Source organism: Nocardioides sp. NBC_00163, from assembly GCF_045206295.1.
In the GTDB taxonomy this organism is placed as follows: Bacteria; Actinomycetota; Actinomycetes; order Propionibacteriales; family Nocardioidaceae; genus Nocardioides.
Genome location: NZ_CP108155.1, coordinates 3,547,078 through 3,570,817 on the forward strand (window position 1 = coordinate 3,547,078; position 23,740 = coordinate 3,570,817).

Below are 23,740 nucleotides of genomic sequence, written 5' to 3' on the forward strand. Positions count from 1 at the left end.
GGAGAGAATGACCGGGTGCCTCACGACATCGCACCCCTGTCCGCAGCGGCATCCGAAGCGCTCTTCGCCCGCGCGAGGGCCGTGACGCCGGGCGGCGTGAACTCGCCCGTGCGCGCCTTCAACGCGGTGGGCGGGACGCCGCGCTTCATCCGGGAGGCGAAGGGGGCGTGGCTGACCGACGTCGACGGGAACGAGTACGTCGACCTGATCTGCTCCTGGGGCCCGATGCTGCTGGGCCACGCCCATCCGGAGGTCCAGGCCGCAGTCCTGGAGGCCGTCACGCGTGGCACGTCCTACGGGACGCCGACCACGCCCGAGGTCGAGCTCGCCGAGGCGATCGTCGAGCGGGCGCCGGTCGAGAAGGTGCGGTTCGTCAGCAGCGGCACCGAGGCGACGATGTCGGCCATTCGGCTGGCACGAGGGTTCACCGGGCGCGACGTGATCCTGAAGTTCGCCGGCAACTACCACGGCCACGTGGACTCGCTGCTCGCCAGCGCCGGCTCCGGGCTGGTCACTCACGCGATCCCCGGCACTCCGGGCGTCCCGGAGAGCAGCACCGAGCTCACCGTCGTACTGCCCTACAACGACCGAGCCGCGGTCACGGCGGCGTTCGAGGAATATGCCGGCCGGGTGGCCTGCCTGATCACCGAGGCCTCGCCGGGCAACATGGGCGTCGTGCCGCCGGAGCCCGGGTTCAACGAGTTCCTGAGCGAGACCTGTACGAAGAACGGCGCCCTGTTCATCTCCGACGAGGTGATGACCGGGTTCCGGGCCAGCAAGCAGGGGCAGTGGGGTCTGGACGGCAAGCACGAGGGCTGGACGCCCGACCTGGTCACTTTCGGCAAGGTGATGGGCGGCGGCTTCCCGGCGGCGGCCTTCGGCGGCCGCGCCGACGTGATGGGCTCGCTCAGTCCCGACGGTCCGGTCTACCAGGCAGGAACGCTCTCCGGGAACCCGGTCGCGACCACCGCCGGCCTCACGACCCTCAGGCTGGCGACCGACGAGGTCTACGACCACATCACCAAGGCCGGCGACGCCGTGAAGGCCGCGATCGAGGAGAGCTTCACCAAGGTCGGTCTCCCGTACGTCATCCAGTCCACCGGCACGATGTTCTCGGTCTTCTTCACCGACGGGCCGGTGCGCAACTTCGACGAGGCCAAGACCACCGACGAGGCGGCGTACAAGGCCTTCTTCCACGCCATGCTCGACCAGGGCGTCTACCTGCCGCCGAGCGCCTACGAGGCGTGGTTCCTCTCCTCCGCTCACGACGAGCGGGCGATCTCCCAGATCACGGAGGCGCTTCCGTACGCCGCCGAGGCTGCTGCTGTAAAGGTGAAGTCATGAGTATCGAGACCACGGTCCACCTGCTGCGCCACGGTGAGGTGCACAACCCGGAGGGGATCCTCTATGGGCGCCGGCCCGGGTTCAACCTCTCCGAGCTCGGTCTGCGGATGGCCGAGCGGGTCGCCGACCGGATCGGCGGGCAAGACATCACCCACGTCATCTCCAGCCCGCTCGAGCGCGCTCAGCAGACCGCCGGGCCGCTGGCGAAGGCGCTCGGCGTCGACATCTCGCTCGACGAGCGGGTGCTCGAGTCGGAGAACCTCTTCGTCGGCAAGAGCTTCAAGGACGGCATGGGGCCGCTGAAGGACCCCAAGGTCTGGCCGAAGCTGATCAACCCGCTCAAGCCGTCGTGGGGCGAGCCCTACCTGGAGATCGTGGCCAGGATGATGGCCGCGATCCACGACGCCCGGGACCAGGCGAAGGGCCACGAGGCGGTCATCGTCTCCCACCAGCTGCCGATCTGGACCACCCGGCTGCACATCGAGGGCCGCAGCTTCCTGCACGACCCGCGCCGCCGCCAGTGCGCGCTGTGCTCGCTGACCTCGCTGCACTTCGTCGACGACGAGTTCGTCGCGCTCTCCTACGGTGAGCCGGCCGGCGACATGCTGCCGGCGAAGGACAAGTACGCGCCGTTCTCGGCCGGCGACTCGGAAGATTAACGGGTCTCTCAGGTTTGTCAGGAAGAGTCCTGCGCGTGCGTAAGAAGTTGGGTGGCCTCCTCACAGTGGTGATGGTGGGGCTGCTGGCCGCGTGTGGGCAGACCGGCACGAACGAAGCCGGCTACATCTCTGGTGACGGCCGCACCCAGGAGATCCCGGTCGCCGACCGCGGGGAGCCGGTCGAGCTCACCGGCGAGACCCTCGAGGGCAAGCCGTTCGACCTGGCAGACACCCGGGGCAAGGTCACGGTGCTCAACGTGTGGTGGACCGGCTGCGCGCCGTGCCGCAAGGAGATGCCGATGCTCCAGGCCGCCTACGAGGAGCTGGGCGACGAGGTCGCCTTCGTGGGGCTCAACACCCGCGACGCCTCGGCCGCCCAGGGGCTGGCCTTCGAGCGGCACTACGGCGTGGAGTACCCGTCGGTCTACTCGCCCGACGGCGCCGCCGTCCTCGCGCTGAAGGGCTCGCTCGCGCCGCGCGCCATTCCGGCCACCGCGATCCTCGACACCAAGGGGCGCGTGGCGGCGCTGATCCGCGGCGAGATCCCCTCGGCACGTACGCTCGACGAGCTCATCTCCACGGCAGGGGAGACCGCATGACGGACTGGTTCGCGAGCACCGCCGGGAGCGGGTCGCTGATGCTGGCCATCCCGGTCGCGCTGCTGGCCGGGTTCCTCTCGTTCGTCTCGCCGTGCACGCTGCCGATGCTCCCGGGCTACCTCTCCTACGCCACCGGCCTGTCCGGCGCCGACCTCGCCTCCGGTGACGTACGCCGCGGCCGCATGCTGGCGGGCGCGCTGCTCTTCGTCGCCGGCTTCTCGGTGGTCTTCGTCCTGATGGGCATCACCGTGGGCGGGATCGCCTACAAGCTGCTCGCGTTCCAGGAGACCGGCACCAAGGTCCTCGGCGTGCTCTCGATCATCATGGGGATCGCGTTCATGGGCTTCATCCCGCTGCTGCAGCGCGACCTGAAGTTCCACCAGGTGCCGGCGGTCGGTCTGGCCGCGGCGCCGCTGCTCGGCTTCCTCTTCGGGCTCGCCTGGACCCCGTGCACCGGACCGACGCTGGGCGTCATCGCCGGGCTCGCCTGGGACCAGGGAACCGCCGCCCGCGGTGGCCTGCTGCTCGCGGTCTACGCGCTCGGGCTCGGCATCCCGTTCATCCTCGTGGCGGTGATGTGGCGCAAGGCCACCGTCGCGCTCACCTGGTTCCGCCGGCACACCCGCGCGATCACGATCATCGGCGGCGTGCTGATGATCCTGATCGGCATCGCCATGCTCACCGGCTGGTGGGACAACGGCGTCCAGTGGTTGCAGGTCCAGCTCGTCCAGCGTTGGGAGGGAATCGCACTGTGAGCACCACGTCCGCTCCCGACCAGGAGAAGAACGAGGCCGTACGCCGCCCGGGCGAGCTGAACGCCCGCGAGCTGGCCCGTTGGGGCTGGCGCCAGCTGACCTCGATGCGTACGGCACTGATCCTGCTGCTGCTGCTCGCGCTCGCGGCCGTCCCGGGATCGCTGATCCCGCAGGACGGGGTCGACTCGCTCAAGGCTGACCAGTGGCGCGAGGCGCACACGACGCTGACGCCGATCTACGAGAAGCTCGGGCTCTTCAACGTCTACTCGACGCCGTGGTTCGCCGCGATCTACCTGCTGCTGATGGTCTCGCTGGTCGGCTGCATCATCCCGCGGTGCCTCGTCTACGCGCGGGCCATGCGGGCCGAGCCGCCGGCGACGCCGGCCAAGCTGACCCGGCTGCCCGAATCCACGACGTACGTCACGGACGAGGAGCCCGCCGAGGTGCTCGCCGCGGCGCGGAAGCAGCTGCGCGGCTACCGGATCCGCAAGGACGAGGACGGCGAGTCCGTCTCGGCCGAGAAGGGCTATCTGCGCGAGGCCGGCAATCTGATCTTCCACATGTCGCTGATCATCGTGCTGGTCGCGTTCGCGACCGGGAGCCTGTTCGGCTACAAGGGCGGCGTGATCGTGCTGGTGGGGGAGGAGTACGGCTTCGCCAACGAGCTGTCGCAGTACGACGACTTCAAGTCCGGCTCGCTCTTCGCCCCCGAGGACCTCGACGACTTCACCTTCAAGATCGACGACTTCAAGGCCGAGTGGCTCAGCACCGGCGCGGGTGCCGGGACCGCGCGTGGGTTCAACTCGAAGATCCGCTACACCGCGGGTTCTAACGAGGAGAAGAGCTATGACCTCAGGGTCAACCACCCGCTGACCATCGGCAGCACCGACGTCTTCCTCCTCGCCCACGGCTACGCGCCGGTGATCACCGTGCGCGACGGCAACGGCGACGTGGCCTACTCCGGCCCGACGATCTTCCTCCCGCAGAGCCAGAACCTGCTCTCCTTCGGGGTCGTGAAGGCGCCGTACGCCTCGCCCGAGGAGCTCGGCTTCCAGGGGCTGTTCTACCCGTTCGAGGGCACGGTCGACGGTGAGCCGGTCAACCTGATGGGCGACATCGGGGACGGGTCGCACGCGATGCTCTCGCTGCAGGGCTTCCGGGGCGACCTCAACCTCGACGCCGGGCCCCAGTCGGTCTATGCGCTCGACACCTCCAAGGCCAACATGATGTCGCCCGACGAGACCGGCAAGGCGTTCAACCTGCGCCTCGGGGAGACAGCCGAGCTCCCCGACGGACTGGGGTCGATCTCCTTCGACGACGTCCAGCAGTGGAACCGGGTGCAGATCTCGAAGTCGCCCGGCAAGGAGTGGGCGCTCCTCGGCGTCTCCCTCGCCCTCGTGGGGCTCCTCGGGTCCCTCTTCATCCGCTCGCGACGGGTGTGGGTTCGCGCCCGCCGAGTCGATGGGCGCACACTGGTCGAGATCGCCGCCCTCGACCGCTCCGGCGGTGGAGACACCGCTGCCGTCGTCGCCGGCCTTGCGGAGACCTTACGAGGCGCGCGAACACAGGAGGAGAACCGATGACTGACCACACCTGGGGCGTTCTCAGCAACCAGGCCATCACGGCCGCCGGCGTCGTCTACTTCCTGGCGCTGCTCTGCGCGCTGGTCGAGTGGTCGGCCTGGCAGTCGCGCGCCAGGGCCGCGGTCGCGGAGAAGGAGCTAGTCGGCGCCGGTGCCCCGGCCGACGAGACCGACGCCGCGGCGAACCCCGCCGCTGCCGTACGCGAGCAGCGCGCCGCCCTCTTCGGACGCCTCAGCCTGCTCCTGACCGCCATCGCGGTGGCGTGCCACCTGATTGCGCTGGTCGGCCGTGGGATGGCCGCCGATCCCAACCGGGTGCCGTGGGGCAACATGTACGAGTTCACGATCTCCGGCTCGTTCGTGGTGGCCGCTGCGTACGTCGTTCTCTACCGGCGGCTCAAGCTGTCCTGGATGGCGCCGTGGGTGCTCGGCTTCACCGTCGTGGTGCTGATGCTGGCCGTGGTCGGGCTCTACGAGCCTGTCGCGCCGCTGACCGAGGCGCTCAACTCCTACTGGCTCGTCATCCACGTCATCGCGGCCATCATCGCCACCGGCGGGTTCACGCTGGGCGGCATCGCCTCGGCGGCGTACCTCCTCAAGAGCCGCTTCCCCGACGCCGCTCTGCTGGCGCGGGTGCCCGACCTCGACAACCTCGACCGGGTCTCCTACCGGATCCACGCCTTCGCGTTCCCGGTGTGGACCTTCGGGGTGCTGATCTCCGGTCCGATCTGGGCCCACGAGGCCTGGGGCTCCTACTGGAACTGGGACCCCAAGGAGGTCTGGGCGTTCATCACCTGGGTCGTCTACGCCGGCTACCTGCACGCCCGCGCGACCGCCGGGTGGAAGGGCAAGAAGGCCGCGATCGTCGCGCTGATCGGGCTGGCCACGCTGTGGTTCAACTTCATCGGCATCAACTACTTCTCCTCGACCTCGCAGCACTCGTACGCTGCGCCCGCAGCCCCGGCGGTCGTCGAGCTCACCGAGGGAGCCTCACGATGAAAGAGTTCTGGATCTACACCGGACTGCGGCTGCTGTCGCTGGTCGCCACCTTCGGCATCGTGGCGGGCATCTGGTCGCTCGTCGCGGGCGAGGTGGACATCTTCTTCGCGGTGATCCTGGCGTTCGTGATCAGCGGCGTGCTCTCCTTCTTCGTGCTCGACCCGCAGCGGCGGGCCTTCGCTGAGAAGGTCGAGACGCGGGCCGCCAAGGCGGTCGAAGCGGCCCGTGCCAAGGAGGACGCCGAGATCGACTCCGAGGCCGGCTCCGAGACCGACACCCCTTCGAACGGCGAAGGCGATAGCCACAAGGTGTGATGAGTGGTAGATAACGGTCATGTCGATCGTTCACAAGGCCACTCTCACCCCGTCGAAGAAAGAGATCTTCGGCGCCTGGCTCGCCACCCGGACGTGGTGCGAGGGTGACCTGACCGGCACGATCGGCTCCTACCGGTTCGACGACCCGGCCGGACGGGTCGGTATCGAGTGCGTGCTCCTCGAGGTCGGCGGGTCCGTCGTCCACCTCCCGGTCTCCTACCGTGAGGCGCCTCTCGACGGTGCCGAGGACTTCCTGATGGCGACCACCGAACACTCGGCGTTGGGCACGCGCTACGTCTACGACGCCACCGCCGACGCGGTGGCGGTCCGGGCCCTGCTGACGGCCGCGCTCACCGGCGCGACCCAGGAGCCGATGGACGTCTACGACCGGGGCCGCCTGGTGGATCGCCGCGAGAGCGTCGTCACCGCGACCGGCACCGGCTCGTGGCCGCGCAATGCGGTGCCGCACTTCGACGGCGTCACCATCCGTTCCCACGGTGCCGACACCCGGGTGGACGCGGGCAGCTACGCGATCGTCGTGAAGCGGGTCGTGGACGGCTCCGACGCCGACGGCACGGAGTCGATCCAGGTCACCTGGCCGGACGGCGCCGGGGCGCTGGTCGGCGTACGTCATCTGTGACGGGACGGCCTCCGGGCTTGTCTGTGAGTCCGCTGTGTAGCCCAGATGATCAACGGAGCCTCCCGTAAGTCACGAGTCGGAAACATCGTCGTCCTGCACTTGACGCATTCGGACATGAGGAGGCACATTGTCTCGATGTGAGCGTTCACATCTGTGATGTGACTCACCTGGGAGCCGGCCCGTGCGCCGAACTCCCGGCACCCCCCGACAGCGGCGCGTAGGCCTACCGACGCGGCCGTAGATGAAATGGAGCAGGTAAGTGCGCAAGGTACTCACCACGATCACCGCGGCAGCGCTTGCGCTCGGCCTCGCGGCATGCGGCGGCGGCGACGGCGGCGAGGGCGGCGACAAGGGCACCGTCGGTGTAGCCATGCCGACCAAGTCCTCGGAGCGCTGGATCGCAGACGGCAACAACATCAAGAAGCAGCTCGAGGCCGAGGGCTACAAGGTCGACCTGCAGTACGCCGAGGACGACATCCCGACCCAGGTCTCCCAGGTCGAGAACATGGTCACCAAGGGCGTCGACGTCCTGGTGGTCGCGGCCATCGACGGCACCGCGCTCGGCGAGGTCCTCGAGACCGCCGACTCGCAGGAGATCCCGGTGATCAGCTACGACCGCCTCATCCGCGACACCAAGGCCGTCGACTACTACTCGACCTTCGACAACTTCCAGGTCGGCGTGCAGCAGGCGACATCGCTCGTCGAGGGTCTCAAGGCCAAGGGCGAGGGCCCCTACAACGTCGAGCTCTTCGGTGGTTCGCCGGACGACAACAACGCCACCTTCTTCTGGGATGGCGCCATGTCGGTACTCGAGCCGCTGATCAAGTCCGGCGAGATCGTCATCCCCTCCGGTCAGACGGACTTCAAGCAGGCCGCGATCCTGCGCTGGGACCCCGCCACCGCGCAGAAGCGCATGGAGGACATCCTCACCAAGACGTACGCCTCCACGAAGGTCCAGGGCGTGCTCTCGCCCTACGACGGCCTCTCGCTCGGCATCATCGCCGCTCTCAAGGGCAACGGCTACACCACCGCCGACCTCCCGGTCGTGACCGGTCAGGACGCCGAGGTGCAGTCGGTGAAGTCGATCAACGCCGGTGAGCAGTACTCCACGATCTTCAAGGACACCCGCGAGCTCGCGAAGGTCACCGTCGACATGATCGTCGCCGTCGGTGCGGGCGAGGAGCCCGAGGTCAACGACACCGAGACCTACGACAACGGCGAGAAGGTCGTTCCGTCCTACCTCCTCGACCCGGTAGTGGTCACCAAGGACGACGTCACCAAGGTGCTCGTCGACTCCGACTACTACACCGCCGACGAGATCAAGTAGCACCCCGTACGCGGCGTGGGCCCGGGTCCCTCCGGACCGGGCCCACGCCGGCCCCTGGCCAGATAGCAGGAACGACATGACCCCACCGATCCTGGAGATGCGCGGCATCACCAAGGAGTTCCCCGGCGTCAAGGCGCTCGCCGACGTCAACCTCGTCGTCAACCGCGGTGACATCCACGCGATCTGCGGTGAGAACGGCGCCGGCAAGAGCACCCTGATGAAGGTGCTCAGCGGGGTCTACCCCCACGGCACCTACAGCGGCGACATCGTCTTCGAGGGCGAGACCGCGAAGTTCGCCAACATCCGGCAGAGCGAAGCCGCCGGCATCGTGATCATCCACCAGGAGCTCGCCCTCATCCCCGAGCTCTCGATCGCGGAGAACATCTTCCTCGGCAACGAGACCGCCAAGCGCGGCATCATCGACTGGGGCCGCGCCAACCGCGAGGCGATCGATCTGCTCGCCCGGGTCGGCCTGCGGGAGAACCCGCTGACGCCGGTGAAGAACCTCGGCATCGGCAAGCAGCAGCTGGTCGAGATCGCCAAGGCGCTCTCGAAGGAGGTCAAGCTCCTCATCCTCGACGAGCCGACCGCCGCCCTCAACGACGACGACTCCCAGCACCTCCTCGCGCTCCTGGAGGGGCTGAAGGAGAAGGGGATCACCTCGATCATGATCAGCCACAAGCTGAACGAGATCGAGCAGATCGCCGACGAGATCACGATCATCCGTGACGGCCAGAGCATCGAGACCCTGTCCGTCGCCGGCGGTGGCGTGGACGAGGACCGGATCATCCGCGGGATGGTCGGCCGCGACCTCGAGAACCGCTTCCCCGACCACACCCCGTCCATCGGCGACATCCTCTTCCAGGTGCGCGACTGGACCGTCATGCACCCGCAGGACAGCCACCGTGAGGTCATCCGCCAAGCCAACCTGTCCGTGCGAGCCGGCGAGATCGTCGGCATCGCGGGGATGATGGGCGCCGGACGTACGGAGCTCGCGCGGTCGATCTTCGGACGCTCCTACGGCTCCCGGACCTCCGGCTCGCTGGTGCTGGACGGCGAGGAGCTGCAGCTCAACACGGTCACCCAGGCGATCGATGCCGGCATCGCGTACGTCAGTGAGGACCGCAAGGGCCTGGGGCTCAACCTGATCGACGACATCAAGACCTCGATCACCGCGGCGGCGCTGAAGAAGCTGCGCAACGGGCTCGTCGTCGACGAGCACAAGGAGGTCGTGGTCGCCGAGGGCTACCGCAAGAACCTCAACATCAAGGCGCCCTCGATCACCGCCGGGGTCGGCAAGCTCTCCGGCGGCAACCAGCAGAAGGTGGTGCTGTCCAAGTGGATGTACACCGACCCGAAGCTGCTGATCCTCGACGAGCCGACCCGAGGCATCGACGTCGGCGCTAAGTACGAGATCTACGGGATCATCCAGGAGCTCGCCCGCAGCGGTCGCGGCGTACTGGTGATCTCCTCCGAGCTGCCCGAGCTGCTCGGCCTGTGTGATCGCATCTACACGCTCGCCGAGGGCGTGATCACCCATGAGTTCGACCGCTCAGAGGCCACCCAGGAGTCCCTGATGCGCTACATGACCGCGGACGCGAGGAAGTAACCCCCGATGAATGCCCTGCTCAACACGCTGCGCGGGAACGTCCGCCAGTACGGGATGATCATCGCTCTGGCGGCGATCGTCATCCTCTTCCAGATCTCGACCGAGGGCGTGCTGCTCAAGCCGCTCAACGTCTCCAACCTGGTGGTCCAGAACGCCCAGATCCTGATCCTGGCCATCGGCATGGTGATCGTGATCGTGGCGCGTCACATCGACCTCTCGGTCGGCTCCGTGGCCGCCTTCGTGGGAGCCGCGTCGGCGATCATGATGACCCAGTACGACTTCCCGTGGTGGGTCGCCGTCTTCCTCGGCCTGCTGATCGGCACCGCGATCGGCGCCTGGCACGGCTTCTGGGTGGCGTACGTCGGGATCCCGGCGTTCATCGTCACGCTGGCCTCGATGCTGCTCTTCCGCGGTCTGACGCTGGTCGTGCTCAAGGGCGCGACCGTCGGTGGTCTGCCCGAGGAGTTCAAGGCCATCGGAAACGGCTTCCTGCCCGAGATCGGGCCGGACACCGGGTTTCACAACCTGACGCTTCTCATCGCGGTGGCCGCCGTCGGTGTGCTGATCTTCCTCGAGGTGCGTCGCCGCAACGCCCAGACGGCCTACAACTTCGACGTCCTGCCCTTCCCGCTCTTCGTGGTGAAGCTGGCGCTGCTGACGATCGTGATCATGTACTTCGCCTACCTGCTCGCCGACGCGCGCGGGCTGCCGATCGTCGGGCTGATCCTGGCCGGGCTGATCGTGGTCTACACGTTCATCATGAACAAGACCGTCTTCGGCCGGCACGTCTACGCGATCGGCGGCAACGTCGACGCCGCCACGATGTCCGGCGTCAACACCAAGCGTGTCGACTTCCTGGTCATGGTTAACATGGGGCTGCTGTCGGGTCTCGCGGGCCTGGTCACGACCGCCCGCCTGACCGCGGCCAACCCCAAGGCCGGCGTCAACTTCGAGCTCGACGCGATCGCCGCCGCCTTCATCGGTGGCGCGGCCGTCACCGGTGGTGTCGGCACCGTCGTCGGCGCGATCATCGGTGGTCTCGTCATGGGTGTCCTCAACAACGGCATGTCGCTGCTCGGTGTCTCCATCGACTGGCAGCAGGCCATCAAGGGCCTCGTGCTCCTGCTCGCCGTCGCCTTCGACGTGTGGAACAAGCGCCGCACCGCCGGGTCCGGTGGCGCCGGTGCCGAGGCTGCCGAGCCCAGCGCTCCGCCGCCCGACAAGCTGGCCGAGGAGATCGAGGCCATGGAGGCCGAGCTGAGCGTCGACTCCAACGATCCTCCGAAGACCTGATCCATCCCCCACACCCCCACCCCTCGACCCCTGCCTCCCCCCGGGCAGGGGTCGCTGGGGTTTTCGGGGTGGGTGTGGGGACGTGTAACACGCTGTTCGTAGGACTATCCGGTCGTTCTGATAGGGCGAGTAGTCCTACGAACGACGTGTTACATCCCCGCGGCACCTGCAACGAGCCGTCGGTGTTGAATAGCGGGGTGGCAAACTCCGCTCAGTGGCTCCAGGGAGCCCGTCCTCGCACCCTCCCCGCGGCGCTCGCGCCGGTCATCGCCGGCACAGGGGTGGCTGCGTACGCCGGTGGGATGGTCTGGTGGAAGGCGCTGCTCGCTCTCGTGGTGGCGCTGGCGCTGCAGGTCGCGGTCAACTACGCCAACGACTACTCCGACGGGATCCGGGGGACCGACGACGAGCGCGTGGGGCCGCTGCGGCTGACCGGCTCCGGCCTCGCGTCGCCGTCCGCGGTCAAGCGCGCCGCGTTCATCGCCTTCGGGATCGCCGCGGTCGCCGGCCTGGTGCTCGCGCTGACCTCCGCTTGGTGGCTGATCCTCGTGGGCCTGGTCTGCATGATCGCGGCCTGGTACTACACCGGCGGCTCGCGCCCCTACGGCTACGCCGGCCTCGGCGAGGTCATGGTCTTCGTCTTCTTCGGACTCGTCGCGGTGATCGGCACGACCTTCGTCCAGACGCAGTCGTGGGAGTGGGGCGCGTTGTGGGCCGGTGTCGGGATCGGCGCGATCACCTCCGCTCTCCTCGTCGCCAACAACCTCCGCGACATCCCCGGCGACACCGAGTCGGGGAAGATCACCCTCGCCGTACGCCTCGGCGACGCGCGCACCCGCTGGCTCTACGTCGCCCTCGTGGCCGTCGCCGCCGTCTCCGTCGTGCTCGTGGCCCTGACGACGTCCTGGTGGGCGCTGCTCGGCCTCGGGTTCCTCGCCGTCGCCGCCCAGGGCGTACGCACCGTCCTCGACCGCGCCAACCTCGGCCCGCGCCTGATCCCTGTCCTCCAGCAGACCGGGCTGGCCACGCTGGTGTGGGGCCTGCTCGTCGGCGTACCTCTGCTGTTCGTCTGAGTCATAGCGCCCTCAGGCGGCTCTCGAACGACGTACGCGGAACCGTTCCAGGTCTGAGATGTCGGTGCCGAAGGCTCGGCAGGTGGCTACGTACTCCCGATCCAAACGGTCCTTGAGGTAGTCGCGCTGCCGGCCGAAGAGATCGGCCCATTCGACTCGTGACATGCCGAGATGAAAGCCGTGGGCCCAGTCCTGTCGGGTCTTCTCCTCGGCGAGGATGTCGTCGACCGACCGGAGCGCCAGGCCTCCATCCGAGGTGGGCACATACTTGCTCCGGCCGTCGAACTCGAAGATGTGGCGGCCCACCCGGAGATCGAATCGAGCAGTACGCACTCCGTCGGTGATCTCGAACTGGGTCTCGATGCCTGCCAGCCCCACACGAGGTGAGCCTGTGGAGAGCGAGTGGCCCGAGGTGGCGGCACGGTCGCGTGTAACACGCTGTTCGTAGGACTATCCGGTCGTTCTAATAGGGCGAGTAGTCCTACGAACGACGTGTTACACCGAAGCGGCCGCCGCAGCAGTCACCTCCGGAGCGGCTACGCCGGCGTGGGGACGGGTTGGGTCCGTCGAGCCAGATAACGCTCGGCGGCGCGGGCGGAGGGGTGGACGCCGATCGCGGCGATGACGATGATCCCGGCGATGATGGCCCAGCCGAGGTGGCCGAGCTCCATGGCGAGGAAGGTGTACGCCGCGGGGGCCCAGACGGTGCCGAGGGTGTAGCCGACCTGGGCGGCGCCCTGGTAGTCGCCACGGTGCTCCGGATCGGAGAGGTCGGCGACCAGGCCCCACTCGCCGGCGGACTGGAAGAGCTCGGCGCCGGTGACGGTCACATGGCCGATCCAGACGAGGGCGATCGTGATCAGGCCGACGGTGTCGTGGGTGATCGCGATGATCGCGCAGGAGGCCAGGAAGCAGAGCGCGCCGCGGCGCTGGGCCTTGAGGGAGGTCGTCACGTCGGTGACCCCGCGGGCGGCGATGACCTGCAGCCCGACGGCCATGACGGTGTTGGTGCCGAACAGCCACGCCAGCAGCACCCGCGGGGCGTCGGTCTCCTGGACCAGCCACAGCGGGATGACGACGTTGAGCAGGACCTGATGGGTGCCGAGCACGCCGTCGAAGAAGGTCGTCGCGAGGAACGCGCGGTTGCGCAGGGCGCCGAGGCGATCGCGTACGTCTGGCTTCATGTCGCCGGGCGAGGCAGCGGTGGCGAGGCGGGGGAGGCGCGAGATCCAGTAGGCGTTGACCAGCAGCACCACGGCGGTCAGCACCGGGACGGCCTTGATCAGGGTGTTGGAGTCGGCGGCCAGGGCGAGACCACTGGCCAGGGCGCCGAGCGTGTAGCCGACGTTGCGGGCGGCACGCATGTAGGCGAACGAGCGCACTCGGGTCGCCGCGGGGAAGACCGAGATCCGGTAGGCGTCGCGACCCGACTTCTGCCAGGAGGAGGCGAGTGCGAGGAGCACCTCGACGGCGACGTACGCGGCGAAGTTGCCGACCAGGACCCAGGCACCGAACAGCAGCGCCTGGAGAACGGCACCGGCGATCCAGCTGAATCGGGTGCCGAGACGGTCCGCGAGTCGGCCCAGGGGGACGGCGAACAAGAAGGTTGCAGCGCCCGCGATCGTGAGACCGAGGCCGACCTGTGCGGCGGAGAGGCCGACGATCTGAGTGAAGAAGACCGCCGAGCCGGTGAGAAAGGTGCCTTCGGCGAAGGCCGACAACACCGACTGGTACGACATCGCCCGGATGAGCGGGTCGTCTGAGAGGACCTTGTCCCTCAACCGGATGAAGTGAGGGGACAAGACGACTCCAAACTATCTTGACATCGAGACAGGCGCAGTCTTGTCATCGCGGTGTCCGACGTCAAACAGTTATCTGTGCTGATCGGTCCCCAAACCGGGCAGCGAGAAAAAAGGAGTCCATCGCGCCGACGCCCGTGCGTCGGCGTAGGTTGCGGCCGAGGTCAGCGGGTGGAGCCCTCGATCGTGCCGATGACGCCACCGAAGACGTCGGTCGTGACGCCCCAGATGCCGCCGGCGATAGCCGAGACCGTGTTGGTCAGTCCCTGCGGATCGGTGAACAGCCAGAACCCGACGAACAGGGCGCCGATGACGATGAAGATCTTCTTCTTGTCCATGTGAGCTCGTCCTCCCGAGAAATCCGATTGAATGTGGAGTGAATTCGCGAATCCGGACGCAAGCGCGCGAAACTCGCGAGGTTGCTCCGGGATATAGATTCCCCGAAGTTAGCCTCCACTCGCAAGAATACGGCGAAGGAGACCGCTGAGCGGGACAGTGTCGCATCCAGCGGTCCGGTGTGCGGCATGACGCCCCGGTGACGCGGTCCGCCGAGCGCTGGTACGCGCGCGGTGTGCCCGTGTCGTCAGGTGGAACGAGGTGCGCTACGGCGGTCTGGCGACTACGCTCGTCTCACATGGCGGTGGCGTTTGTCCAGAAATGCCGATGCCCGGGAGTTTGCGTCAGCCCGCGGGAGGGGCAAGGCGCCTCCACCCACCGGTGCCGCATGGGGCTGCGCCGGGCGGGACAACCGAATACTTCCGGACGGATCCGGCAACCACACCTCACCTCGGGAAAGGGAGCAGAACAATGGCACCGCACCAGTTGATTCAAAGTACGACGCAAGCCGCCGAGTATGGCACCGGCGGCCTGGCCGAGTGGATCACCGACAACATCATCACGCTGGTCGTCCTGATCTTGGGCGTCACGGTCCTGTGGGCTGCCCGCAGCGGCAACATCTCGAAGGCCGTCACGATCGTCGGTGGCCTGATCATCGGTCTCGGCGTCCTCGGCCTGGCCGTGGGCAACAACGCCACGGACCTCGGTCAGTGGATGGCTGGTCTCTTCAAGGGGTGAACCCGGTCCCGTTAGCTAACCCAGGGAGGGATCTCGGGGATGAGGCTGCCTGACGACGACGAGCTGTACGAGGTCGACCAGACCTATCTCGGCCCCCCTCGTCGCTACATCGGGGAGATGCGTTATCGCACCATCTTCCTCTTTCTGGTGATCGCACCATTGACGCTTGTGCTGCTGCGCAAGCTCGGCATGCCGGTGACGCTGCTCAGCATGGGGCTGTGGCTGATCGGCGCCTCCTACCTTTCGATGAAGGCCTCCGACTACATCAGCTCGGAGAGCTCGGCCGGTGCCTGGCTGATGACCTTCTGGCACGAACTGACCACGCCGCGCGTGGAGACCAGCGCCCAGTACGCAGGCGGCGCGGCTGTCGCCTTCCGGCACGCCACGAGCCCCCGCGGCGGCTGGGCGAAGGCCATGCGACGACCCGGCCGGCGGTTCGCTCAGCAGCCGGGTGCCACCCCCTCGCCGAGGGTGCTGCAGGCGACGGTCGTCACCTCGACGCCGAGCGCCCCGAGCCAGCCGGTGCGAGGCAAGGCCGCGCCCGTGCGGCCCGTGATCGAGGCGAAGGTCGTCGAGGAGCCGCTCCCGGCCCACCTCTCGGTCCAGCCCGAGGCCCAGCCTGCGAGGCAGCGGCCCGCCACCGGCGTACGTCCGGCGAAGGGTGGCTGGTCCAGCCGGCCGTCCTCCTCGCCGCGTGAGCCCCGCGACGTTCCGTGGAAGGGCGGTGCGCCGTGGCAGGCCCGGCAGGAGCCGGAGCAGCCCACTCCGCCTGCGCCCCCTGCTCCGGCTGCCGAGACCGCCGCATCCGCTGCCCCGCCGCCTCCGCCCCCAGCCCAGCCCACAGCCCAGCCCACAGCCCAGCCGGCACCGCCCACTGCGCCACCTCCACCACCTCCTCCGCCACCGCCTGCGACGGCCCCCGTGGCCCAGCAGCCTGCCCCGAAGACCGAACCGGAGGCCGAACCGAAGCCTGCGCCGCAGCCCGCGCCCAAGGCCGCCCGGCTGCCGCTCTCGCATGCGGTGAGGCCGGCAGTGGTGATCGCACCGGAGCCAAAGTTCGACGACGACGTCGACGAATGGGACGACGCCGAGGGATGGGACGACTTCGAGGATGCGCCCTCGGGACGTACGCGTCCCAGGGACAATCAGGACGAGCGGGCGGTGCCTGACGGGCGCCCGCAGAGTGTGGACGACTACCGCAAGCGCCTCGACGGCGACGACGCACCCAACGACGGAGGAACCGCATGAGGCGGCCGCGAACGGAGCGGGCCTACGGGCCTGGCTTCGAGAAGCCCAAGCCGGGACGCAAGAGCGTCTTCGGCCGGGGCGGCGACGACTCGAAGGGCGCCCGTGAGCCCAGAGGCGACCAGTGGGCGCTGGAGGAGGTGCGCGGTCACCTGACCTTCACCAGTGACCGCATCATCGCCTGGTACCTCGCCGAGCCCCAGACCTGGTCGTTCCGCGCCCACTCCGACCTCGAGGCCCTGATCACCGACCAGGCGAGCCAGCTGGCCGACCTGGTCGGCAACACGGTCCACGGCCGGGTCACCACCCGCCCCTATCCCGTACGTCACTGGGCGCATGCCGCGTTCGCCAACGCTCCCGACCCGCAGCCGGGGTTCGAGGAGATGATGGCGCGCAACCAGGCCCACATGGCCGCCCACAGCCAGGCCGACAAGCTCGTCTACTACGGCGTCGACCTCGGCCGGCGTGACGCGACGGTGAGGACGCTGGCGAAGTTCTCGGCCGGCGCCGCGGAGCGTGAGATGGCAGCGATCAGCGAGCGCCTCGACACGGTCAACCGGGTGATGTCGCGTCCGGGCTTCTCCGCGCGGCCTGCGGTCGGTCACGACATGGAGTGGATGATCGCCCGTTCGCTCTCCCTGGGTGCCAAGATCCCGGTGCCCGAGCCGGGGGAGGCCCAGCAGAACTTCCTCGACACCGACGACATGGCCGAGTGGTTCGAGTCGGTCGCCTGGTCGGCCGAGCCACTGGCCCCGACCGTGCAGGTCACCAGCAGCATCGGCGGCCGCCAGGAGACCAGCCATGTGTGCGTGCTGACAGTCTCCCGGATCGGCGACATCGAGGTCCCGGAGACCCACGCGCCGTGGATGGCGAAGACCGACGCGCTCGGCTTCCCGGTGGAGTGGTCGTTCCGGGTCGAGCCCCGCTCGCCGGAGGACGTCTCCCGCGAGATGGCGTCCCTGACCCGCCGCATCGACGGCCAGGTCAGCCACTGGTCCGACGACCACGGCAAGCGGCCTCCCAAGCAGCTCTCCCGTCAGGCCGGCCGAGCCGCCGACGTCGAGGACGAGATGCGCTCGGAGTTCACCGGCCTCTCCACCCGGACCAGGGGCTGGTACCGGATCGCCGTCACCGGCCGCAGCGAGGCGGAGGCGCTCGACAAGGCGCAGAAGGTCGTCGACCTCTACCGGCCGCAGATCAAGATCACCCGCCAGCTGGGGCAGTATCACCTGGCTCGCGAGTTCGTCCCGGGCGAGCCGCTCGCGTCGACCGCGCATGCCCGGAAGTTCCCGGTGCTCAAGGTCGCCGCCGGGCTCCCGGCGGTCACCGCCGAGGTCGGCGACAAGCGCGGCTTCTACCTCGGTGAGACCTCGGCGATGGCGTCCCGGGCCGTGCTGATGGACCCGTGGTACCTCACCGAGGTCATGGAGCAGGCCGGCCTGATCCCGCTCGTCGGCACGCCCGGTTCCGGAAAGTCGACCCTGATGGGCGTCGTCATCTACATGTCGATCCTGTCCGGCATCCACGGCGTCGCCATGGACCCGGCCGGACGACTGCAGCGGCTGATGACGCTGCCCGAGATCGGTGGCGGCCCCTTCCCGGCGGGAGGACACAGCAACGGCCAGCAGGTGCCCGCCCGCGCCCGCAGCGTGGACGTCCTGGGCGGCCGCCCGGGAAGCCTGTCGCCGTACGCAGTCGTCCCCGACCCCAACCCGGAGCTGATCCGGGCCGAGGCGATGTCGGACCACGAGTTCGCCGAGCGGCTCCACCGGGAGCGGTCGGCCGCCGTACAGCAGCGCCGCGACCTGACCGTCTCGGTGCTCCGTGCCTGCCTCCCGGTCGGACTGGCCAACAACGAGGAGGTGCTCAAGCGCATCCGCGCCCGCGTGATGGAGGCGCAGGCCGACCGCGGCGCCGACACCTCGACGATCGTGAAGATGCTCTTCGAGGGCGACGGCGGTGACCACGAGATCGGCCGCGAGCTCGCCGCCGCCCGTGAGCGCGAGCTCGGCCGCCTCTTCTTCGGCAACGACTTCCTCCAGTCCGACGAGGAGCTGAAGGGCACGCCGTTCACCTTCTACAACCTCAAGGGACTCACCACCCCGCCCGAGCACGTGCCGCGCGAGGAGTGGAGCGCCGAGGAGCAGATGGCGCGCCCGATCATGACCCTCGCGGCCTGGTCCGCGCTGCACTTGATCTACCGCAGCGACCCCAACGATCGAAAGCTGTTCGCGCTCGACGAGGCCCACGAGATCACCCAGGCCTCCGGCGGCACGGGTCGCGCCCTCGTCCACAAGCTTTCCAGCGACTCCCGTAAGAACAACTGTGCCGCGCTGGTCTCGACCCAGAACGCCTCCGCGATCCTGGGCTCCGACATCAACAACTTCGTCGGGGCGGCGTTCGTGGGACGTACGCAGGACGAGAGCGCCCAGCGCGACGCGCTCAAGCTGCTCGGCAAGCCCGAGGGACTCGGCTACGAGTCGATCCTGGCGCGGCTCTCGCCGCGCACCAGGCGCGGCGACGAGCAGCTCGGCTACCGCGAGTTCATCTACCGCGACGGCCTCGGTGGCGACACCGGTCACGGCGGCATGGAGATCATCAAGGTCACCCTCAACCACCACCCGGGTCTGCAGGAGGCGCTCAACACGACCGCCGACCCCACCCGCCGGGTCAGCCGAGCCATCGGCGGCGACCCGACCGATCTTCCCAAGACCGAGATCTCCGGGGATGGGAACGGCTGATGCCGCCGCGCCCCGCTCACCACAGGACACCCCTGCGCCGTAGGGCGGCTGCCCTCGTCGTACTCGTAGTCGCGCTTCTGTCCGTCGCCGGACCGGCGGCGGCAGCGGGGCCGAAGGGGATCGACATCCCGATCCCGTTCGATCCGACGGGTGGGCTCTCGGGTGTGAGCGATGCGTGCAACAACCTGGATGCGCCGATGCCGGCTTCTCCGTACGGGGACGGCAGTTTCATCGTGCGGATGACGGCGTTGGGTGCGGCGTCGAAGGCGGGTACGCAGCTGAACGACCCGGAGGAGATCAACGACGAGCTGGATCCGTTCCGCAACAAGGACGAGGTCTCGCTGGAGTCGGCGTATGGGACCACGCCGCAGTGGTGGACCTATGACAACGGGTGCACGGGGCAGTTCGTCGCGGGCGCGGGGACCTCGATCGGCAACATCATGTTGGAGATCTCGGGGATCCTGCCCAACTGGTCGCATGCGTTGCTGAACGCGGTGATCGGGGAGAACTCCTTCCTCAAGGCGCTGGACGACCCGATCGTGGCGGCCTCGGAGGCGGTCACCGATGGGGTGTGGGCGCCGTGGGTGAGCGTGGTGTTGTTGCTGGTGGCGGCGACGGTGATGATCCGGGCGCGTGATGGCCGGTTCGCGCGGGCGGTCACGGCGGCGGGTTGGGCGCTGGGTGTGTTGGTGGTGACCTCGTGGCTGATCCAGTATCCGGTGGAGTCGACCAAGCTGGTCGATGACGGCGTTCGGTCGGCGACCGGGATGATCGCGACCGGGTTCAACGACGGCCGGACGGTGCCCGGGGTCAATGACGACAAGTTCGGTGAGACCGATGCGGTCAAGGCCGTGGATGGCCAGATGGACGAGGTGGTGCGGTCGACGCAGTACCGCACCTGGCTGGCCGGCGCGTTCGGTGACCCGGACTCGGCCACGGCGAAGACGTACGGGCCGCGGGTGTTCCGGTCCACGCACTTCTCCTGGCAGGAGTACGACACCTACCGCAAGGACCCCAACGGCGAGGGCAAGAAGGTCCTGGAGGCCAAGCAGGACGCGTTCAAGGAGCATGCCGAGGCGGTCAAGAAGTCCGACCCGGTGGCGTATGAGTACTTCAAGGGTGAGCACTGGTCCCAGCGGGCGACCACCGCGTTGGTGAACCTTGCGGTGGTCGTGGTGGTGTGTGGGTTCCTGCTGGTGGCCGGGCTGGCGATCTTGTTGTCGTTCGCGTTGATCCGGTTGATCGTGCCGTTCGCGCCGGCTGCGGGGGTGTTGTTCATGTTGGACCACACCCGGGACGCGGCGGTGGCGATGCTGAAGCGGGTGGTGGGTCCGTTGGTGATGGGCCCGATCTACTTCCTGGTCGCGTTGTTGCTGCTGCGGCTCGACTCGGCGATCTTGACCTCGACGATGTGGTTCGTGCTGAAGCTCGGGCTGATCGCGGTGCTGACCGTGCTGGCCTGGCGGCTCACCCGACCCGCCGCCTACGGGATCCCGCTGCCGGGCATGGGCCGGCTCACCTCGATGCTCTCCTCGTACGTCGGCACTCGGACGGGCGCTGAGGCCGGGCTCCGCGACGCGAACGCCGACCGGCCGCCCGTTCCGGGCGGTGGCCCGGCGGGCACCGGATCGGTCTCGAGCCCCGGCGGCGTCTACATGCCCGGCCACGAGCTGACCGGCAGCCGACCGACGATGGTCGCCGAGCAGGTGCCCAACCAGGCTCCGGTGACGGCTGCCGGAGCGCTGGGTGCCGGAGCGAGCGCGAGCAGCACACCGACGTACGCCCTGGGGTCCTCGATGAGCGGCGAGGAAGGCGAGCGGGTGGCCGGCCAATGGTTCGACTCGCGCTCCGTCGAGCGCGACGAACCGTCCTCCCGCGACGAGGCCCGCCCAGGGTTCGGCGCCGGACAGGTCTACAACAACGACCGCCCCGAGGCGCCGAACCCGGTCGACTACACCGCTTACGCAGACCGCGAGCCTGAGCCGCCGCGACAGTCTCCGGTGGCGGAGGCCAACGTGGACTACGACGCCGACGGCAACGCGGTCTTCGTCATCTACTCACCGAACGGGAACCGCTCGGTGCCCGTCGACAACGGTCCGAGCTGGTCTGAAGGAGGAGCCCGGTAGTGCGGTCGACAACGACGCGTGGTGTGCTGTGGGAGGTCATCGCGCCGGTGCTGAGGTGGCCCATGAGGTCGCCGTTCCGGTTCTTCTCGGTGGTTGTCGGCATCGTCTTCGTCATCTGGCTCATCGCCCAGTGGAGCGACGCTCCCGACGCCGAGCCGGCCGCGCAGCCCGAGCGGGGCTCCGCGTCGGCGCAGCAGAGCGCCTCGGCGAGCGGGTCGCCTGCACCCGTCCCGGACCCGACGCCCTTGGCGGTCAAGTTCGTCACCGCCTGGGCCCGCCCCGACCTGACCACCGACGAATGGTGGGCCGGGATCAACGCCGCCCGCCCCGACGAGTCACTGGCCCAAGCCCTGGGCTCCACAGACCCGGCGACCGTGCCGGCGACCAAGGTGGTCGGCCCGGCGAAGGTACTCGAGCAGACCGACGGGGAGGCACGCGTCGAGGTCACCACGGATGGTCCCAAGGTCGTCGTCTACCTGACGCTGGTCGATAACGTCTGGTACGTCGCGAACATCCTCCCCGGAGGCTGACATGTGGATCTTCAAGGCGCGTCTGATCTGGGGGATCGTGGCCGGGGCGGCCACGCTCGTCCTGGTGGTCACGGGTGCCTTGGTGATCCTCATCGGTGGCCTGGCGAGCACCGAGCAGAGCAACCAGGACCAGGCCGAGTCGGGCTGTGTCGGCGGAACCAACGCGATCCAGGCCGGCAACCTGGGGCCGGACGGTGAGATCCCCGAGGGCAGCATCGCCGGGTTCGACACCGAGCAGATCCAGAACGCCCGGACCATCGTGGCGGTCGGCAAGCAGTCCGGCGTGCCCGCCTACGGGTGGGTGATCGCGCTCGCGACCGCGATGCAGGAGAGCACCCTTCGCAACCTCGACTACGGCGACCGCGACTCGCAGGGTCTCTTCCAGCAGCGCCCGGTCTCCGGCTGGGGTTCGGTCGCCGACATCACGAACCCGGTCAAGTCGGCCCAGGCGTTCTACGGCGTGGCTGCCCACACCGGCAACACCGGTCTCCTGGACATCCCGGGCTGGCGCAAGATGCAGGTCACCGCGGCGGCGCAGGCGGTGCAGCGGTCGGCGTTCCCGCTGGCGTACGCCCAGCACGAGGACGAGGCGCGAGCCCTCGTCGCCGCGCTCGCCGACGGGGTCTCGGCCGCCGACCTGACGGCCACCGCGACCGACGTGGCGTGCACGATCGGCATGGCCGGGATCAGCACCAGCGTCGTACGCCCGATCCAGGCCGGCCTCGCGGTCGACAACGACAACTACGGCAACTCCGGCTCCAACTGGGCCAACATGCACACCGGCAACGACTACTCCTCGCCATGCGGCACGCCCGTGCAGGCGGCCCACGGCGGCACCATCGTGCTGGAGTCGGGCGGCAGCTGGGGCTGGGCAGGACGCTGGCTGGTGAAGGTGCAGACGGCGCCCGGGAACCTGACCACGTGGTACGGCCACATGCAGTCGCTCTCGGTGGCCGCGGGGCAGACGGTGAAGGCCGGGCAGGTCATCGGGCAGGTCGGCAGCGAGGGCAACTCAACCGGCTGCCACCTCCACTTCGAGGTGCACCCGCACGGCGGCGGCTACCTGCAGGACCAGGTGGACCCGGCGGCCTGGCTGGACAAGAACATCGGCAAGACCCTCGAGACGACCAAGCAGGTCGGCGGGCTGCCCGGCGCGGGGCAGGTCGGTGCCTCCCCGGCCGCCGTCTCCGGCCCGCAGGTGCGCCTGGCGCAGGCCAACATCAAGGTCTCCATGTCCAGCTCGAGATACCGCTCCGACCTGGCCAAGGTCATGAAGCACGGACCTGACTTCGTCTCCCTCAACGAGGCCCAGTCACGGTCGGTCTCCGACCTCTCGGTACGCGGCTACGGCACCTACCGCGCCTCGTCGGACGAGTACGGCACCCGTAGCCAGGCCCTCAGTCCGGTCGTCATGTGGCGTACCGACCGCTGGGTGGCGGTCGACAAGGGCACCGTCCAGCTCACCAAGCCGGTCACCGGCGTCAAGAACGACAACAGGTACGCCACCTGGGTGGTCCTCGCCAGCAGCGACGGCTCCGGGCGCATCTCGGTGATCTCGACCCACACGATGACCTCGCCCGCCAACAGCCCCCAGGCGCGTAAGAACGAGGCCCAGCGCGGCTTCGCGAAGCTCGCCGGACTGGCGCAGGGTCTGCAGAAGTACGGCCCGGTCCTCGTCGCCGGAGACCTCAACTCGCCCTACCCGCGCAACGGCGGCAACGGGGATCCGTGGGGCCCGAAGCCGTTGATGACCAAGGCCGGGATGACCTCGTCCTTCGAGACCCTCGGCGCGCCCCCGCAGGGCTGGGCAACCCACGACGGTGGCGGCACGATCGACTGGCTCCTTGGCTCGAGCTCCACCGCCACCCCCACCCGCCATGCCTCATTCAAGTTGGACTCCGACCACCACGGCCTGGTGGGTGACTTCAACATCCGCGGTCAGTAGCGCCTGCGCCACGTGTAACACGTCGTTCGTAGGACTACTCGCCCTATTGGAACGACCGGACAGTCCTACGAACAGCGTGTTACACC

Annotated in this window: 21 protein-coding genes; 18 read left to right on the plus strand and 3 right to left on the minus strand. The window is 68.6% G+C overall.

The genetic code is table 11. From position 1 onward, the window contains the following. The first annotated feature begins 15 nt into the window (after positions 1–15). The 12 genes from hemL to OG801_RS17085 all read left to right on the plus strand — a co-directional run bounded on the left by hemL (position 16) and on the right by OG801_RS17085 (position 12,194). A complete protein-coding gene (gene hemL, locus OG801_RS17030) occupies positions 16–1,344 on the plus strand; it encodes a glutamate-1-semialdehyde 2,1-aminomutase (RefSeq protein WP_406029968.1) in 1,329 nt (442 codons plus the stop codon). After that, entirely contained in the window at positions 1,341–2,003 is a 663-nt protein-coding gene (locus OG801_RS17035) for a histidine phosphatase family protein (protein WP_355020703.1), read from the plus strand. The genes hemL and OG801_RS17035 overlap by 4 nt, the downstream gene beginning before the upstream one ends. 35 nt (positions 2,004–2,038) lie before the next feature. Further along, positions 2,039–2,602, plus strand: coding sequence for a redoxin family protein (locus tag OG801_RS17040; RefSeq protein WP_406029971.1), 564 nt, complete (start codon positions 2,039–2,041; stop codon positions 2,600–2,602). After that, positions 2,599–3,357: a cytochrome c biogenesis CcdA family protein gene (locus tag OG801_RS17045; RefSeq protein WP_355229711.1), complete on the plus strand. Its 759-nt coding sequence runs from the start codon at positions 2,599–2,601 to the stop codon at positions 3,355–3,357. Before OG801_RS17040 ends, OG801_RS17045 begins: the two co-directional genes overlap by 4 nt. After that, entirely contained in the window at positions 3,354–4,940 is a 1,587-nt protein-coding gene (locus OG801_RS17050) for a cytochrome c biogenesis protein ResB (RefSeq protein ID WP_406029973.1), read from the plus strand. Before OG801_RS17045 ends, OG801_RS17050 begins: the two co-directional genes overlap by 4 nt. Next, positions 4,937–5,938: a c-type cytochrome biogenesis protein CcsB gene (gene ccsB / locus OG801_RS17055; protein ID WP_355020700.1), complete on the plus strand. Its 1,002-nt coding sequence runs from the start codon at positions 4,937–4,939 to the stop codon at positions 5,936–5,938. Before OG801_RS17050 ends, ccsB begins: the two co-directional genes overlap by 4 nt. Then, positions 5,935–6,252: a DUF4229 domain-containing protein gene (locus tag OG801_RS17060; RefSeq protein ID WP_406029975.1), complete on the plus strand. Its 318-nt coding sequence runs from the start codon at positions 5,935–5,937 to the stop codon at positions 6,250–6,252. The genes ccsB and OG801_RS17060 overlap by 4 nt, the downstream gene beginning before the upstream one ends. A gap of 19 nt (positions 6,253–6,271) precedes the next feature. Further along, positions 6,272–6,892 (plus strand): maltokinase N-terminal cap-like domain-containing protein, encoded by a 621-nt coding sequence (locus tag OG801_RS17065; protein ID WP_355020698.1) that lies wholly within the window; start codon positions 6,272–6,274, stop codon positions 6,890–6,892. Between the two features lie 259 nt (positions 6,893–7,151). Next, entirely contained in the window at positions 7,152–8,219 is a 1,068-nt protein-coding gene (gene chvE / locus OG801_RS17070; protein ID WP_406029977.1) for a multiple monosaccharide ABC transporter substrate-binding protein, read from the plus strand. Between the two features lie 76 nt (positions 8,220–8,295). Next, positions 8,296–9,828, plus strand: coding sequence for a multiple monosaccharide ABC transporter ATP-binding protein (mmsA, locus tag OG801_RS17075; protein ID WP_406029979.1), 1,533 nt, complete (start codon positions 8,296–8,298; stop codon positions 9,826–9,828). Positions 9,829–9,834: 6 nt separating this feature from the next. After that, the gene (gene mmsB / locus OG801_RS17080; RefSeq protein ID WP_355020695.1) at positions 9,835–11,121 is read left to right on the plus strand and encodes a multiple monosaccharide ABC transporter permease; all 1,287 of its coding nucleotides are present in this window, start codon (positions 9,835–9,837) and stop codon (positions 11,119–11,121) included. A 197-nt stretch (positions 11,122–11,318) separates the two neighbouring features. After that, the gene (locus OG801_RS17085; protein WP_406029982.1) at positions 11,319–12,194 is read left to right on the plus strand and encodes a 1,4-dihydroxy-2-naphthoate polyprenyltransferase; all 876 of its coding nucleotides are present in this window, start codon (positions 11,319–11,321) and stop codon (positions 12,192–12,194) included. A 12-nt stretch (positions 12,195–12,206) separates the two neighbouring features. Here the strand turns inward: OG801_RS17085 and OG801_RS17090 are convergent, their stop codons facing one another. From OG801_RS17090 to OG801_RS17100, 3 genes are all read right to left on the minus strand, one after another. Then, complete coding sequence (locus OG801_RS17090; protein ID WP_406029984.1) at positions 12,207–12,572, minus strand: hypothetical protein; 366 nt, start codon at positions 12,570–12,572, stop codon at positions 12,207–12,209. A 158-nt stretch (positions 12,573–12,730) separates the two neighbouring features. Beyond that, positions 12,731–13,996, minus strand: a complete 1,266-nt coding sequence (locus OG801_RS17095) for an MFS transporter (protein ID WP_406029986.1) — start codon at positions 13,994–13,996, stop codon at positions 12,731–12,733. A gap of 161 nt (positions 13,997–14,157) precedes the next feature. Further along, the gene (locus tag OG801_RS17100) at positions 14,158–14,331 is read right to left on the minus strand and encodes a hypothetical protein (protein WP_160158737.1); all 174 of its coding nucleotides are present in this window, start codon (positions 14,329–14,331) and stop codon (positions 14,158–14,160) included. Between the two features lie 469 nt (positions 14,332–14,800). Between OG801_RS17100 and OG801_RS17105 the strand changes: the two genes are divergently transcribed. From OG801_RS17105 to OG801_RS17130, 6 genes are all read left to right on the plus strand, one after another. Beyond that, positions 14,801–15,067, plus strand: a complete 267-nt coding sequence (locus tag OG801_RS17105; RefSeq protein ID WP_091043078.1) for a hypothetical protein — start codon at positions 14,801–14,803, stop codon at positions 15,065–15,067. A gap of 39 nt (positions 15,068–15,106) precedes the next feature. Continuing rightward, positions 15,107–16,315, plus strand: coding sequence for a hypothetical protein (locus OG801_RS17110; protein WP_406029988.1), 1,209 nt, complete (start codon positions 15,107–15,109; stop codon positions 16,313–16,315). Then, positions 16,312–19,053 carry an ATP-binding protein gene (locus OG801_RS17115; RefSeq protein ID WP_406029990.1) on the plus strand — a complete coding sequence of 914 codons (2,742 nt, stop codon included), beginning with the start codon at positions 16,312–16,314 and terminating at the stop codon, positions 19,051–19,053. Before OG801_RS17110 ends, OG801_RS17115 begins: the two co-directional genes overlap by 4 nt. Further along, positions 19,053–21,179: a hypothetical protein gene (locus OG801_RS17120; protein ID WP_406029992.1), complete on the plus strand. Its 2,127-nt coding sequence runs from the start codon at positions 19,053–19,055 to the stop codon at positions 21,177–21,179. The genes OG801_RS17115 and OG801_RS17120 overlap by 1 nt, the downstream gene beginning before the upstream one ends. Positions 21,180–21,241: 62 nt before the next feature. Beyond that, entirely contained in the window at positions 21,242–21,709 is a 468-nt protein-coding gene (locus tag OG801_RS17125) for a hypothetical protein (protein WP_355020688.1), read from the plus strand. A 1-nt stretch (position 21,710) separates the two neighbouring features. Continuing rightward, positions 21,711–23,654 (plus strand): peptidoglycan DD-metalloendopeptidase family protein, encoded by a 1,944-nt coding sequence (locus OG801_RS17130; protein WP_406029994.1) that lies wholly within the window; start codon positions 21,711–21,713, stop codon positions 23,652–23,654. The last annotated feature ends 86 nt before the right edge of the window (positions 23,655–23,740 follow it).